The sequence below is a fragment of the Curtobacterium sp. AC272 genome, from assembly GCF_979258155.1.
Genome location: NZ_OZ409838.1, coordinates 1,763,739 through 1,776,993 on the forward strand (window position 1 = coordinate 1,763,739; position 13,255 = coordinate 1,776,993).

Below are 13,255 nucleotides of genomic sequence, written 5' to 3' on the forward strand. Positions count from 1 at the left end.
GAGTCGCCGCTCGGTAGATTGTTCAACAACCCGCGACGACAGGGAGTCCCCGTGACGACGATCGACCTGAACAGCGACCTCGGCGAGGGGTTCGGCGCCTGGACGATGGGCGACGACGCCGCGATGCTCGACGTCGTGTCGAGCGCCAACGTCGCCTGCGGATTCCACGCCGGCGATCCGACGATCATGCTCGCCACCGCCCGCGCCGCCGCCGAGCGCGGGGTTGCCATCGGAGCGCACGTCGCCTACCGCGACCTCGCCGGCTTCGGGCGCCGTCCGGTGCACGTCACCCCGGACGAACTCCACGCCGACGTCGTGCACCAGCTCGGCGCGATGGCCGCCACCGCGCGGGTCGCCGGCACCGCGGTCACCTACGTCAAGCCCCACGGCGCCCTGTACAACACCGCGTGCGCCGACCCGGTCCAGGCCGAGGCCGTGGTCCGGGCGATCGCCGACGTCGACAGCTCGCTCGCGGTGCTCGCGCTGCCGGGTTCCGAACTCCTGCTCGCTGCCGAACGTCACGGGCTCCGCGCGGTCGCGGAGTCCTTCGCCGACCGCGCCTACGAACCCGACGGCTCCCTGGTGTCCCGCGGCACGCCGGGTTCGGTGCTGCACGATCCGGACGAGGTCGCGGCTCGCGTCCTCCGCATGGTCACCGACGGGGTCGCGACCGCCGTCGACGGCTCCGAGCTGCGGGTCAGCGCCGACTCCGTCTGCGTCCACGGCGACTCCCCCGGTGCCGTCGCGATGGCCCGCGCGATCCGAGCCCTGCTGACCGAGCACGGCGTCACGATCGCACCGTTCGCACCGTGACCGTCCTCGACCTCCGACCAGCTGGGCGCACCGCCTTGCTCGCCACGTTCGACTCGCTGCCGCAGGTCGTCGCGTTCCGCGCCGGGCTGACCACGGCCACAGTCCCCGGCCTGACCGAGGTCGTGTCCGGCGCACGGACCCTGCTGCTCCGCTACGACCCGGCGACGACCGACGCCGCGAGACTCCGCGGCGCACTCGAACGAGTCGTCCCGTCCGCCGACGCCGATGCGGCGAGCGCCGCGGACCCACTCGTCATCCCGGTGGTCTACGACGGCGAGGACCTCGACCAGGTCGTCGCCCTGACGGGCATGCGCCGCGACCGCGTGATCGCGTGGCACACCGGCCAGCTCTGGACGAGCGCGTTCTGCGGCTTCGCCCCGGGCTTCAGTTACCTCACCGGCACCGAGCCGTCACTCGACCTGCCTCGCCGGAGCACGTCGCGCACCGCCGTGCCGAGCGGTGCCGTCGCACTGGCGGGCGAGTTCAGCGCCGTCTACCCGCGCGTCTCCCCCGGCGGCTGGCAGCTCATCGGCCGCACCGACGTGCCGATGTGGTCGCTCGACCGGGAACCGCCGGCGCTGGCACCCGCCGGCACACGGGTCCGGTTCGTCGACGCGGGTGCGGCATGAGCGCGCTGACCGTCCTGCAGGTCGGCTTCGGCGTCGCCACGCAGGACCTGGGGCGTCCCGGCTTCAGTGACATGGGCCTCGGCGCGGCGGGCGCCGCCGACCGTGGTTCCGCAGCACTGGCCAACCGGCTGGTCGGCAACCGTCCCGATGCGGCCGTCCTGGAGGCCCTGCTCGGCTCCGTCACGCTGCGGACCGACGCGTACGTGGCCGTCGCCACCGCCGGGGCCGCCTGCCCGGTCGAGATCGAGCGGGCGGACGGCCGGGTCCGCGGTGCGGCCTCGCACGAGGTCCTGATGCTCGCCCCGGGCGACACGCTCCGGATCGGTACGGCCACCGCCGGGCTGCGCTCCTACATCGCCGTCCTCGGCGGGTTCGCGGTCGAGCCCGTGCTCGGCAGTCGCTCGTGGGACTCGCTCGCACGCCTCGGGCCTCCGCCGTCGTCGCCGGGTGACGTCCTGCCGATCGGCGACGCGCGCGCTTCGTGGCCGATCGTCGACGCCGTGCCGCAACCGGACGAGCACTGGCCGGACGACCCGGTCGTCCTCGACGTCACCGCCGGCCCCCGCGACGACTGGTTGACGCCGGACTGGCGCGACACCCTGACCCGTCAGGACTTCACCGTCGGGTCGGACAGCGACCGCGTGGGGGTCCGCACCACGGCTCCGCAGCCGCTCGTCCGCGCCGTGACGCACGAGCTGCCGAGCGAAGGGGTCGAGACCGGTTCACTGCAGGTCCCGCCGGAGGGCTTCCCGGTGCTGTTCCTCGCCGACCACCCGGTGACCGGCGGCTACCCCGTCGTGGCGGTCCTCACGCCGGAGTCGGTCGACCGGGCGGCGCAGCTCCGGCCGGGCGACACCATCCGCTTCCGGCTCGTCCACCGACGACCGGCTCGCTGACCGATCCGGAACAGGTCGGCGCCGCTGCGGGTTGAGTCGGACACTGCTGACGAAAGGTGCACCACATGTCGATCACCGTCCTGCTCGAGGTCCAGTTCCGGAGCGACGTCCCTGCCGACACCGTCGAGGCGGCGATCCGCGAGACGCTCGCCCAGACCCGCGCCTTCGACGGCTGCGAGTCCCTCGAGGTGCTGGTCGACGACGCCGACCCGACGCGCATGGTCGTCGTCGAGTCCTGGACGAGCGGGGCCGCCCACGACGCCTACGAGGCATGGCGGGCGACCCCGGACGGTGCCGCAGCGATCGGACCGATCGTCGCCGCACCGCCCGTCGCGCGGACGTTCGCCCGGACGATCGCGATCAGCTGACCTGCTGTGGGTCAGCCCGTGTACTCGTAGGTGCTGACCCAGTCGATGTCGAGGTGCCCGGCGGCACCCCAGTTGCCGACCTGGAACATGTACCGGTGCGCGGTCTTCGGCACGTTCGACGTGACCGTCTTGATGACCTTGCCGTCGAGCAGGTACTGCACCGACTTGCCGGGGATCCACTCGACCGAGTAGACGTGCCAGCTGCGCCAGGTCACCCCGGTGCTCATGCTCGTCGAGTTCGCTTCCTGCCCGGCGACCATCGAGTGGTGGTGGAGCATCGGCGACCCCTCGAAGTTCGCCTCCGGGTAGTCGATCTCGCCGTCCGACCAGACGTTCGACGACGGCCACAGCATGAACGCTGCACCGTTCCCGACACCGCCCGTGGCCTTCGCGCGGACGCTGAACTTGCCGCCCACGTGCGACCACGCGCCGTTCGGGGTCCCGAAGGTCCCCGCGGCTCCGTGCTTGCCGTCGAGCGTGACGTCCATGTAGCCGTTGCGGGCGCTGACCTGCGAGCCCGAGTAGTACGTGCCGCCCGTCCCGTCCGGGTAGGGCTGCCACGAGTTCGCGTAGGTCTTCGCGAACTGGCCGTTCGCCGAGGCCGTGGTGCTGAAGTTCTCGACGAAGGTCTGCTTGAACTTGCCGACGTTGCCGACCGGGGCGGTGACCCCCGCGTAGGCAACGGTTCCCGCTCCGAGCGGTGCCGCCACGACGACGGCTCCGATGAGTGCGGCGATGAGTGCGGTCCGCCTGATCCTGCGGTGCTGCATGTGTCACTCCCTGGTGTGACTGGTGGCACCCGTTCCCCTCGGGCACCCAGCCGGATCTCGGCTGCGCACCGAGGGTAGGTGCATTCTGCAACCGATGCAGGGGGTTGACAGCAGCACGCCGGACCGGCGACCATGCCCCTCGTTCGAGGGTCAGCGCGCGGCGTGCTCGCGTGCTTCCATGGCATCCCAGGCGAAGCTCGCGAGCCAGTGCGTGGAGTAGTACTCTTCGCCGACGCTGGCGGCCAGCCCCGAGGCCAACAGCCGGTCGGCCGCCTCGTCGAGCAGGCTCGCGAGCCCGTCGTCGTCGAGCTCGCCGGCGCGCAGGGCGTCCGCGATGCGTCGGGCCGATCCCGCTCGCGACAGGTCGAGCCCGAACAGGTGCACCTGCTGCGGGTCGTTCTCGTCACGGACCACCGTCGACTGCAGGATCGCGTCGCCCGACCGCACCTGGGCGAAGAAGCCGTCCGACCACGTCGCGAACTCGGCCGGGGTCAGCACGGCCCGCATCAGGTCGGCTTCGGCCAGACCGGCGGACAGGAAGTCGTGCCCGCTGCGCTCCCAGTCGAACGGCCACCCGGCGTCCTCGCCGAACCACTCGCGCGCCGCCCGCTCCACCGTCGCGGCGAGCTCGTCGCGGCCGAGCGACCGTGCGGCCTCGAGCACGAGCAGCAGCCCGAAGGCCGAGTTCGAGTGCACCCCGTGCCGCACCGGGTGGGCGGCGCCGTCGACCCACCGGGTGACGAGGTCCTCGAGAACGTCGACGACGGGCGCGAACCCGGGGGCGAGCTGCCGGATGGCCGGCACCTCGGACGCGGAGACCTCGGCGGCGAGCTTCGCGAGCCAGGCCCACCCGTAGGGGCGCTCGTAGTGCGGCGTCGTGTGGAAGTAGGCGGCTTCCGTCGCCAGGTGATCCGCGCTCAGGTGGGCTTGCAGGATCGTGGTGAGCCGGGCCTCCAGGTCGGCCGGCAGACCGTGCGCGACCAGACGCGCTGCGAGCCAGTGCATGTGCACGGACGAGTGCCAGTCGTAGGACGTCGCGAAGGCGGGGTGCAGTTCGACCGGCAGCGCCCGGTCGTCCGGGCCGGACGTCGTGTGGTGCGCCGCGTACGGGTACTCGCGCGAGGTGTTCTCGGCGGCGACGGCCGCGAAGCGGTCAGCCCACGCGGCCCGGGTCAGGTCGAGCGGGGCAGCATCGAAAGCGACAAGGTACATGACTCCCATGTTGACGACGAGCAGGATGGCGGCGGTCGGGATCTGCGCCTTGATCGGACCGTACTTGTCCCGCATCTCGAGCAGGGCAGCCGGCACCAGGTTGAAGTTCGCGGCCATCGGCGTGACGAGCGTCCCGCAGAACCCGGCGAGCATGCCGATGGCGAAGATCGCGGCGGGGTTGCCGTCGAAGCCCTGCACCAGGACGGGCCAGCCGATGGCGGCCGTCATGATCGGGAAAGCGGCGAACGCGTTGCCCATGATGATCGTGAAGAGCGCCATGCCGAGGCAGTAGACGACGACCGCGGCGATCAGCGAACCGCCGGGCAGGATCGACTTGATGATCGTGCCGACGGCGTCGCCGACCCCGGCCTGGGTGAACACGATGCCGAGGGTGGAGAGCATCTGCGGCAGCAGCGCCGCCCACCCGATGGCCTGCAGGAGACGGCCGCCCTCGCGGATGGGCGTGGCGATCCTCGGCGGGCGCAGGACGAACACCGCGACGACCACAGCCAGCACCGACCCGATGCCCAGGCCGGTCAGGGTCGCGCTGCCCTCGGCGAGCAGCGGTTCGCCGCCGATCGAGACGAGCGGACCGAGCGTCGCCACGAGGACGGCGACCACGGGCACGACCAGCGCCGGGATGAAGAGCTTGTTGCCGAACCGGGTGGCGAACGCCGCGCGCTCGTCGGGGCTGGTCGTGGCGAGGACGCTCGTGCTGGCGGACGGCTTCGTGGCGGCAGCGGTGGGCTCGGCCGGGCCGGTCTCCGCCCCCGTGCCGGCACCCGGGATGCTGGCGACCCGCGTGCGACTGGTGGTCCCGGTGAACCCGAGTCCGGCGAGCGCGACCATCACCAGGACGGCGATGCCGAGCACCCACGACGGCGCCGTCTTCGCGGCGACGAAGGTGCCGTAGAAGAACGAGACCCCGAGGATCCCCCAGAACGCCGCGTTGCCGAGTCGCTTCGCGTGCGAGGTGTCCGTGACGATGAGGACGGCGACCGCGATGAAGAACGCGCCGATGAGCCAGTAGAGCCATTCGCTGGTGATCACGCTGCGGCTCCCTGCGTCGGGGCGTCGACGCGTGCGTCGGCGGCCATCTTGTCGAGCGTGCGGTCGAACAGCAGCAGCCGCGTGCCGTGGACCAGGAGCGCGGCGATGCCGGTCGGGATCGCCCACAGCGCCAGGTCGATGGGTTCGAGCGACAGACCGTAGGTGGCGTCGACGAAGGTCGTGATGAGCAGGATCGAGCCGACGGCGACGAAGACGTCCTCGCCGAAGAAGACCCCGACGGTGTCCGACGACGCCGAGTAGCCCTTGATCTTCTCGCGCATCCGCTCGTCGATCCGGCCGTACTTCTTGATCGCCGCCCCTTCGGCCATCGGGTGCACGAGGGGCCGCACGGTCTGCGCCGGCCCGCCGATGCTGGTGAGGCCGACCGCGGCCGTGACCTGCCGGATGGCCAGGTACCCGGCCAGCAGACGACCCGTCGTGAGCTTGTCGAGCTTCGCGATCAGGCGCTTGGCCTGGTCCTGCAGCCCGTAGCGCTCGATCAGGCCGATGACCGGCAGGACGAGCGCGAAGGTCGTGACGGACCGGCTCGACGCGAAGCCGTCGCCGAAGGCGGTGAGGATGCCGACGGGACCGATCCCGCCGATGGCCGCGGTGACGATGCCCGCGACGGTCACGACGAGCAGCGCGTTGATGCGCAACGCGAACCCGATGATGACGACGGCGACGCCGATGAGGACGAACATGCGGGACAGTCTGGACCGCATTGTTCAACAATCGCAAGGGGGTGTTCTGCTCTGTAACACGACGGTCACACGGCGCGGGGTTCGCACCTGCGATGCCCGAGGCCGTGTCAGGATCGGGACATGACCCGAACCGTCAGCGGTGCCGACTCGACGGCCGACCGGCTGCGCACCCTGATCGCGGCGGGCGAGTTCTCCCCCGGGACGCAGCTGTCCGAGGAGCGGTTGAGCGACCAGCTCGGGGTGTCGCGGAACACCCTGCGCGAGGCCTTCCGGCTGCTCGCGCGCGACCGGCTCGTCGAGCACGTGTTCAACCGCGGGGTCTTCGTGCGACGCCTCTCCGCCGAGGACGTCGCCGACCTGTACGCCGCCCGACGGGTGCTCGAGGAAGCCGCGGTCCGCGCGTGCTCGCCGACGTCACCCGCGCTCGACGCAGCCGCTGCGGCCGTCACGGCCGCACGGGACGCTGCCACCGCGGGCGACTGGGGCGCCGTGGGCACCGCGGACATCCGGTTCCACTCCGAGCTCGTGCGCGCGGTCCCGAGCGCGCGGATCCACGGACTGATGGACGGGCTGCTCGCCGAGATGCGGCTGGCGTTCCTGACGACCGACGACCCGGGGTCGTTCCACGCCGAGTTCGTGGACCGGAACGACGCGATCGTCGCGGCGTTGCGCGCCGGCGACCAGGCACGAGCGTCGGCGCTGTTGGCGGACTACCTCGACGATGCGGAGCGGACGCTGCGGGTGGCCGCGGACGCGGCAGGCTGACGGGGGCCCGGTGCGGGTCCTGCCTGCGCGCTCGGATCGCCTCGACTAGCGCTGGTACCGGCCGAGGCCGCGCTTCCTGTCGCGGAGTGCGACGGCGAGCATGCTGCCGCCGAGCACGAGCCACAGGACGGCCATGATCGCGCGGAACGTGCTCGGCTCGATGATCGCCAGGACGCTCCAGAGCACCCCGACCGCGAGCCACACGACGCCGACCCAGACCAGCGGACGTCCGAAGGTCGCGCGGAGGAACCGGTTGTCGCTGCTCATGGGCCGAACCCTACGCCCGGCCGTGCGCCACGTCAGCCCCCGACGAGTGCCTTCACCGCGTCGATCACGATCTGCCGACGCCGCGCCGGTGCGACCGCCGCGACCAATGAGCCGTACTCGGGAGAACTCGAGCTCCAGAACGCCGCGAGGTGCATCACCAGGCCCAGCAGCACCGCCGGCCGGTAGCTGCGCGGCAGGACCCCGGCGCGCTGGGCGTGCTCCACCGCGGCGACGGCCTCGGCGTTGCTCACGACGACGGCTTCGAGCGCACCGTCGCTCCCCCGCTCGAGGCGGTGCCACGTCGCGAGCCGTTCGGCCCACGGACGCCGGACGTACGAGTCGTGCAGCCGGGCAGCCCACTCGGCGAGGTCGTCGGTGTCGACGGGGACCTCGTCGAACGTCTCGGCGACGGTCTGGGCGAGGAGGGCGTCGAACAGCCCCTCCTTGCTGCCGAAGTAGTGGAAGACCTGCGCCTTGTTGCTCGACGCCGCCGCGGCGATCCGCTCGATCTTGGCGCCGACGAGCCCAGCTGCGGCGAACTCGTCGCGTGCTGCGAGCAGGAGTCGTGCGCGCATCGCGTCGGCGGCTGGGGGCGTGAAGCGTGCCATGGAGACAACCGTACTGACGCAATGGCAACTCGTGGCAACATTTCAGTGTCACACCGGTGATACTGAAACTTTGCTAGCGTCGACTGTGTACGAACGGGCGCCGGACCAGGCACGGTCCGACGCCCTTGTTGATCGCGAAGGAGCAATCATGCATCACCGTAAGCGGCGAAACTGGACCTCGACCGGGGTCGTAGCCTGCATCACGGCGGCGGCCGTCTTCGGAACCGCGGTGCCAGCCAACGCCACGGCACCCCTTACGTCCGCGCTGACATCCGAGTCCGCGTCCGCGACCGCGTCGAGCACCACGGTCCGAACTGTGCAGACTGACGTCCGCGCCGCGACGGGAGCCGTTGCGCCCTCCGGGCCAGGGGCCGTTGGCGCGACGACTTCTGGTCACGACGGTGACAGTGCGCGGAGTTGGTCAACGATCATCCGGACCGCGGTCAACGCCCTGAAGAAGATCCCCGCGCTCTGGAAGAAGCTCTCCGACGGCGTCAAGAAGTCCTACGCAACCTTCCAGCGGACGGCGTGGCCGGCGATCAAGACGGTCGTGAAGACCATCAGCGCCCTCATCACTGCCTGGGACATCTGGAAGTTCTTCAACTGATCCATCGCCGGAAGGGGTGGCCTCCGCCGCCCCTTCCGGCGCACGAAGAAGGAGGGTCCGTGCCCGTCAAACACTCTCGTCTGCGCCACATGGTCAGCACCGGGCTCGCAGTGAGTGCAGTCCTGCTCGGGACAACCTGTGTCGTGCTCGTCGCCAGCGGCTGGCCGCTGTCGGTCGCAGCCGGAGCAGCCGGGCTGACCGCCTCAGGCTTTGCAGGCACCGTCGATCCGAAGAGCAAGGCCGCCCCGGCCGCCTTCCTGATCTGCGTTGCAGCAATCGGCACGGCGTTGGTTGTCCATCAGGTGGTCTCGTGAGCGACCCGATCGAACTGCGCGGGGTCCGCAAGGCCTACGGAAAGCACGTCGCCCTCAACGATGTGTCCTTCACCTGCCCGCAGGGGACGATCACAGCGTTCTGCGGACCGAACGGCGCCGGCAAGTCCACCGCGCTTCGGATCCTGACCGGGATCACCCGAGCGGACGTCGGCACTGCGATGGTGAACGGTCAGGAACTCCAGGAGCTGCCCGCTCCGGCCAGGTTCCTCGGTTCCCTTCTCGACGCGTCAGCGTTTCACCCAGGTCGGTCGGTTCGCGAGACGCTCCGACTCACCGCCTTCACCATCGGTGAGCCCAGGCAACGAGTCGACGAGTGCCTCGAGACCGTCGGGTTGCAGTCGGTGGCCGCGAGGCGAGTCGGCAAGCTCTCCTCGGCATGCGGCAACGACTCGGGCTTGCGCATGCACTACTCGGACGCCCTCGGGTGCTCGTCCTGGATGAGCCCTCCAACGGTCTGGATCCCGAAGGAATGCAGTGGCTCGACAGGATGCTTCGCCAATTCGCTGATCAGGGCGGGACGGTGTTGGTCTCCACACATCAGCTCGCGGCGGTGGAGCGGACTGCGGATCGCATCGTTGCGATCTCGCGCGGACGGGTCGTCGACCAGGTTCGGCTTGAGGAGCTGCGCGCACGAACCGGGCGGAGTTTCCTCGTGGCCGAGGATCAACCGCGCTTCGCGCATGCTCTGCGGCTCGTCGGGGCGCACCCATCTCCGATGGCAGAAGGCTTGCTCGTGGACCTCGAGCCCGTGGAAGTCGGGCGGCTTGCCAGAGATTCGGGCATCGCGCTCTCCGCACTCCGCGCAGAGGACGTCCGGCTTGATTCCTACTTGTCCTCCATCACTGAGACCGAATACGAGGGGAAGTCGACGTGATCCGATTAGTTTTCGTCGAACTGCGACGCGCGGTCGATACGCGCGGGCCGCGCTGGGCCTTCGCGGCGGCGGCCGTCAGCGGTGTCCTGCTGTCCTTTGTCGTTGCGCGAGATGCGACGACGTTCGCGGCGTTCGTCGCCGGACTCAGCCTTGCGCTTCCGCTGCTCATGGGCCTTCTGGCTGTCATGGCGTTCACGGCGGAATGGAGCACGCGCGCTGCTTTGACGACGTTCGCTGTCACGCCTCGCCGACAACGAATACTCGGTGCCCGTTACGCCGCAATCCTGCTCCTCGCTGCCTCGACTCTCGTTGCCATCCATCTCCTCGCAGCCGTCGGCTTCGTTGTCAGCAGGCCCGGTTCTGTCGGTTCCGTTTTTGACGTTGCCGTTCTGGCGCAGTTCTGGCAGATGCTTGCGACAACGGTCGCGGCAACCCTCACGGCAATCGCCGTTGCGAGCCTCGTGCTGCGAACGGCGCTCGCCCTGCTCATCGCCGTGTTCGGACCTTTTCTCCTGACCATCGGGCTCGCGTTCACACCCGGCCTGGTCGACTGGCTGAACCCGTACGGCTTCGCGTCTTGGCTCGCGGAGCCGCAACTGTCCTGGACCATCACATCGGAGACCACTGTCGGACTCGGGCCCGCGGTGACGTCATTCGCGGTCTGGACCGCACTCCCGCTCGCGCTCGGGTGGGTCCGACAACTCCGCGCGGAGCCTCGCTGATGCTTGGTCCGACCGCGGGCAAGGCAAGCGGGCGCCCTACGAGACATCGCGTACCGACGCTCGACCTCGTCGGCGGGGTGGTCGTGACCTGCGGCGCCTGGCTGGTTCTCGACCTGCTCTCCGCCTGCGTTGCTGCGCTGGCCACGCTCGCCTGGGCGGCGTCTGCGCCGAGCGTCATCGGGACCACGCCGATCCCCCAGGGAGCATCGCCGGACCCTGCGGCAGTGCGGCGATGGCGTGCAGAGCACCCGAGCTCGACCATGAGCGAGGCGATCGCCGCCGTCACGAAGTCGTAGCTGCTGACGCTCCCCGAGCCCGCGCCGGCGAAACGTTGCGCGCCGAACGGCATCGCGTGCGCGGAGAATGCCCCGGCGCACGAAACCCCCGCGGATGGGCAAGAATGCGTCCCCCGATCCTCCCTAGGCTCATGACAAGCGCACCACCACGCCGCAGATCCGCGGCCAGCCCAATGACGGGAGGTTCGACATGTCACAGTTCGTCCAGGAGTTCACGCAGGGCGCCATCGTCGGAGAACCCGAGGTCGTCGAGGACCGCCCGTCGGTGCGCGAGGTCGCCGAGCATCCCGCGTGGACGCGGCTGAAAGCCGCTGTCGTGTCGTTCCGTGCGCTGCAGACGGCCGACGGCTCGATACCCGACCAGTCGGACCACGCGACCGCTTCGGAACACCTGGCCACGATCCTCCCGGCCGTTGCCGAACTCGCCCCGTTCTTTCCGCACGATGCGGCGTACCTCGCCGCACTGCAGCGCGACTTCGCACGCTGGGAACGCGACGGTTTCGGCGTTCCCGACTTCCTCGACGCACTGAACGCATTCCAGCCGCAACAGCACCGCATCGACGGACTCGGCCACCTGGTCGTCTTCCCGATGGTGACGCAGAACGGCAGTTCCTCGCGGTTCGTCGAAGCCGTCCTGGTCGAGGTCATCTGGCCGGAGTTCATCGCGGAACTCGAAGCGGGCGACTACAGCAACACGCTCTTCGTCGCGTTGCGGTTCGTCGACTTCACGCCCGGGTACGACACGAATTCTGCGGTGCTGTTCCCCGAGACGGTCGCGATGCGCGAGATCCCGACGTTCACGTGGGGCGCGATCTTCCAGGACCGCGAAGCCGCTCGCTACCGCCGCGTCGTCCGTGCCGCTGCGGAGATCACCAAACTGGAGTTGCCGGACGACGCTGCAGCGATGCTCGACGACCAGGAGCTGACGGAACAGGTCTTCGTGATGTGGGACATCATCCACGACCGATCGCACATGCGCGGGGACCTGCCGTTCGACCCGTTCATGATCAAGCAGCGGATGCCGTTCTTCCTCTACTCGCTGGAAGAACTCCGCTGCGACCTGACGGCGTTCCGGGAATCCGTGCGGCTCGAACGCGCGCTTTCCGCGGTGCCGGACGCAGATCTCGACGATGCCCGACGCGCGATCCGCGACCACGCCCGCCTGGTGCAGTACGCCGTCGTCTTCGACCGCATCTTCCGGTTCGCGATCACCGGCAGCCGTGTCCGGAACTACGACGGGCTCGGCGGGCAGTTGTTGTTCGCGTGGATGCACCAGCACGATGTCCTGCACTGGACGGACACGCAGCTCACCATCGACTGGGATGCCGTTCCCGATGTGATCATCGCGCTCAGCGATCAGATCAACGAGTTGTACCGGCGGTCGATCGACCGACCGAAATCGGCGCACTGGCTCGCCGCGTACGAGATGCTGACCCGGACGCTCACGCCGCACCCGGCATCGAGATGGGCGCGGGGACTGCCGGAGGAAACGCTCGCCGGAATGCCCAAGGGCTACACCGACGCCGTACTCGACGACGAATTCCCGCTGTCGATGTTCTACGAGGCACTGAACAAGAAGATGGCTGCGGTCATCGCATCGACGGCCGGCATCACCGGCTCGTCGTCGGTTGCTCCGCCCGCTGCTCCGTCCGTTCCGGACGTCGCCGCGTGAGCGCTGGATCCCTGTCCGGTCGCACGGTGCTGGTCGCGGGCGCGACCAGCACCAGCGGCGCGGCCGTCGCGCGCGCACTCACCTCCGCCGGAGCGGCCGTCGTCGCGGTCGGCACCAGACCGGACGCACTGGAGGCCCTGCGCGCCTCCGTCCCGGGCGTCACGACCCACACGTGCGACCTCGCAGACCTCGGGGCGGTCACCGCGCTCGCGGCTGCGGTCCGCGAGACGGCGGGACCGGTCGACGGGCTGGTCCACCTGGTCGGTGGGTGGCGCAGGGCGGCGGCATCGCCGGCCAGTCGGACGACGACTGGGACTTCTTCGACCGGGCGTTCCGCACCCTGCGGAACACCACGCGCGTCTTCTACGACGACCTGGTGGCGTCACCGGCCGGACGACTCGCGTTCGTCTCGTCCACCGCCGTCGACTCCCCCACCGCGGGTGCCGCGAACTACGCAGCCGCCAAGGCCGCCTCCGACGCATGGGTCCGTGCCGTGGCCCAGGGCTTCCGGAAGGACGCACCGGACTCGGCGGCAGCCACCGTCTTCGTCGTCGGTGCCCTGGCCGGTCTCGAAGAGCGGCTCGGCGACGACGTCGTGCGGCTCTGGGCGGCACCGCCGGCGGACGTGAACGGCGCCCGTCTCTCGCTCTCGCTCTCCTTAGGATGA

General features: G+C 70.1%; 16 protein-coding genes and 2 pseudogenes. 13 read left to right on the forward strand and 5 right to left on the reverse strand.

Annotated elements, in window-relative coordinates:
• Nucleotides 1–51 precede the first annotated feature (51 nt).
• From ACZZ0J_RS09040 to ACZZ0J_RS09055, 4 genes are all read left to right on the forward strand, one after another.
• On the forward strand, nt 52–813 hold the full coding sequence (locus ACZZ0J_RS09040) for a LamB/YcsF family protein (protein WP_463436317.1): 762 nt from the start codon (nt 52–54) through the stop codon (nt 811–813).
• A complete protein-coding gene (locus ACZZ0J_RS09045) occupies nt 810–1,442 on the forward strand; it encodes a 5-oxoprolinase subunit B family protein (protein WP_463436319.1) in 633 nt (210 codons plus the stop codon). Before ACZZ0J_RS09040 ends, ACZZ0J_RS09045 begins: the two co-directional genes overlap by 4 nt.
• Nucleotides 1,439–2,338, forward strand: coding sequence for a 5-oxoprolinase subunit C family protein (locus ACZZ0J_RS09050; protein ID WP_463436321.1), 900 nt, complete (start codon nt 1,439–1,441; stop codon nt 2,336–2,338). The genes ACZZ0J_RS09045 and ACZZ0J_RS09050 overlap by 4 nt, the downstream gene beginning before the upstream one ends.
• A 65-nt stretch (nt 2,339–2,403) precedes the next feature.
• Entirely contained in the window at nt 2,404–2,706 is a 303-nt protein-coding gene (locus tag ACZZ0J_RS09055; RefSeq protein ID WP_111086660.1) for a putative quinol monooxygenase, read from the forward strand.
• Between the two features lie 11 nt (nt 2,707–2,717).
• On the opposite strand, the gene ACZZ0J_RS09060 is transcribed toward ACZZ0J_RS09055, so the two are convergent.
• The 3 genes from ACZZ0J_RS09060 to ACZZ0J_RS09070 form a co-directional block, all read right to left on the reverse strand.
• Nucleotides 2,718–3,476, reverse strand: coding sequence for a glycoside hydrolase family 16 protein (locus tag ACZZ0J_RS09060; RefSeq protein WP_194647001.1), 759 nt, complete (start codon nt 3,474–3,476; stop codon nt 2,718–2,720).
• 150 nt (nt 3,477–3,626) lie between these two features.
• Nucleotides 3,627–5,738, reverse strand: coding sequence for a 5-oxoproline transporter, DUF979 family subunit (locus tag ACZZ0J_RS09065; protein ID WP_463436325.1), 2,112 nt, complete (start codon nt 5,736–5,738; stop codon nt 3,627–3,629).
• Nucleotides 5,735–6,442 (reverse strand): DUF969 domain-containing protein, encoded by a 708-nt coding sequence (locus tag ACZZ0J_RS09070; RefSeq protein ID WP_123291728.1) that lies wholly within the window; start codon nt 6,440–6,442, stop codon nt 5,735–5,737. Before ACZZ0J_RS09070 ends, ACZZ0J_RS09065 begins: the two co-directional genes overlap by 4 nt.
• A gap of 120 nt (nt 6,443–6,562) precedes the next feature.
• On the opposite strand from ACZZ0J_RS09070, the gene ACZZ0J_RS09075 reads away from it, so the two are divergent.
• Nucleotides 6,563–7,207, forward strand: a complete 645-nt coding sequence (locus ACZZ0J_RS09075) for a GntR family transcriptional regulator (protein ID WP_463436328.1) — start codon at nt 6,563–6,565, stop codon at nt 7,205–7,207.
• 45 nt (nt 7,208–7,252) lie between these two features.
• Here ACZZ0J_RS09075 and ACZZ0J_RS09080 read toward each other — a convergent pair whose 3' ends face one another.
• Together ACZZ0J_RS09080 and ACZZ0J_RS09085 are read right to left on the reverse strand one after the other, a co-directional pair.
• Nucleotides 7,253–7,474 carry a hypothetical protein gene (locus ACZZ0J_RS09080; RefSeq protein ID WP_123341204.1) on the reverse strand — a complete coding sequence of 74 codons (222 nt, stop codon included), beginning with the start codon at nt 7,472–7,474 and terminating at the stop codon, nt 7,253–7,255.
• A 32-nt stretch (nt 7,475–7,506) separates the two neighbouring features.
• Nucleotides 7,507–8,082 carry a TetR family transcriptional regulator gene (locus ACZZ0J_RS09085; RefSeq protein ID WP_463436330.1) on the reverse strand — a complete coding sequence of 192 codons (576 nt, stop codon included), beginning with the start codon at nt 8,080–8,082 and terminating at the stop codon, nt 7,507–7,509.
• A 316-nt stretch (nt 8,083–8,398) separates the two neighbouring features.
• Here ACZZ0J_RS09085 and ACZZ0J_RS09090 point away from each other — a divergent pair, with 316 nt between their 5' ends.
• The 8 genes and pseudogenes from ACZZ0J_RS09090 (at nt 8,399) to ACZZ0J_RS09125 (ending at nt 13,255) form a co-directional block, all read left to right on the forward strand.
• Complete coding sequence (locus ACZZ0J_RS09090; RefSeq protein ID WP_463436332.1) at nt 8,399–8,689, forward strand: hypothetical protein; 291 nt, start codon at nt 8,399–8,401, stop codon at nt 8,687–8,689.
• Nucleotides 8,690–8,748: 59 nt separating this feature from the next.
• Nucleotides 8,749–9,003 carry a hypothetical protein gene (locus ACZZ0J_RS09095; protein WP_131921396.1) on the forward strand — a complete coding sequence of 85 codons (255 nt, stop codon included), beginning with the start codon at nt 8,749–8,751 and terminating at the stop codon, nt 9,001–9,003.
• A 62-nt stretch (nt 9,004–9,065) separates the two neighbouring features.
• Nucleotides 9,066–9,335, forward strand: a pseudogene (locus tag ACZZ0J_RS09100) (ATP-binding cassette domain-containing protein); the annotation flags it as partial.
• A 113-nt stretch (nt 9,336–9,448) separates the two neighbouring features.
• A complete protein-coding gene (locus tag ACZZ0J_RS09105) occupies nt 9,449–9,898 on the forward strand; it encodes a hypothetical protein (RefSeq protein ID WP_463436335.1) in 450 nt (149 codons plus the stop codon).
• The gene (locus tag ACZZ0J_RS09110; protein ID WP_194673168.1) at nt 9,895–10,620 is read left to right on the forward strand and encodes a hypothetical protein; all 726 of its coding nucleotides are present in this window, start codon (nt 9,895–9,897) and stop codon (nt 10,618–10,620) included. Before ACZZ0J_RS09105 ends, ACZZ0J_RS09110 begins: the two co-directional genes overlap by 4 nt.
• Entirely contained in the window at nt 10,620–10,916 is a 297-nt protein-coding gene (locus ACZZ0J_RS09115) for a hypothetical protein (protein ID WP_463436337.1), read from the forward strand. The genes ACZZ0J_RS09110 and ACZZ0J_RS09115 overlap by 1 nt, the downstream gene beginning before the upstream one ends.
• 190 nt (nt 10,917–11,106) lie before the next feature.
• The gene (locus tag ACZZ0J_RS09120) at nt 11,107–12,588 is read left to right on the forward strand and encodes a DUF6421 family protein (RefSeq protein ID WP_463436339.1); all 1,482 of its coding nucleotides are present in this window, start codon (nt 11,107–11,109) and stop codon (nt 12,586–12,588) included.
• Nucleotides 12,585–13,255, forward strand: a pseudogene (locus ACZZ0J_RS09125) (SDR family oxidoreductase). Before ACZZ0J_RS09120 ends, ACZZ0J_RS09125 begins: the two are co-directional and overlap by 4 nt.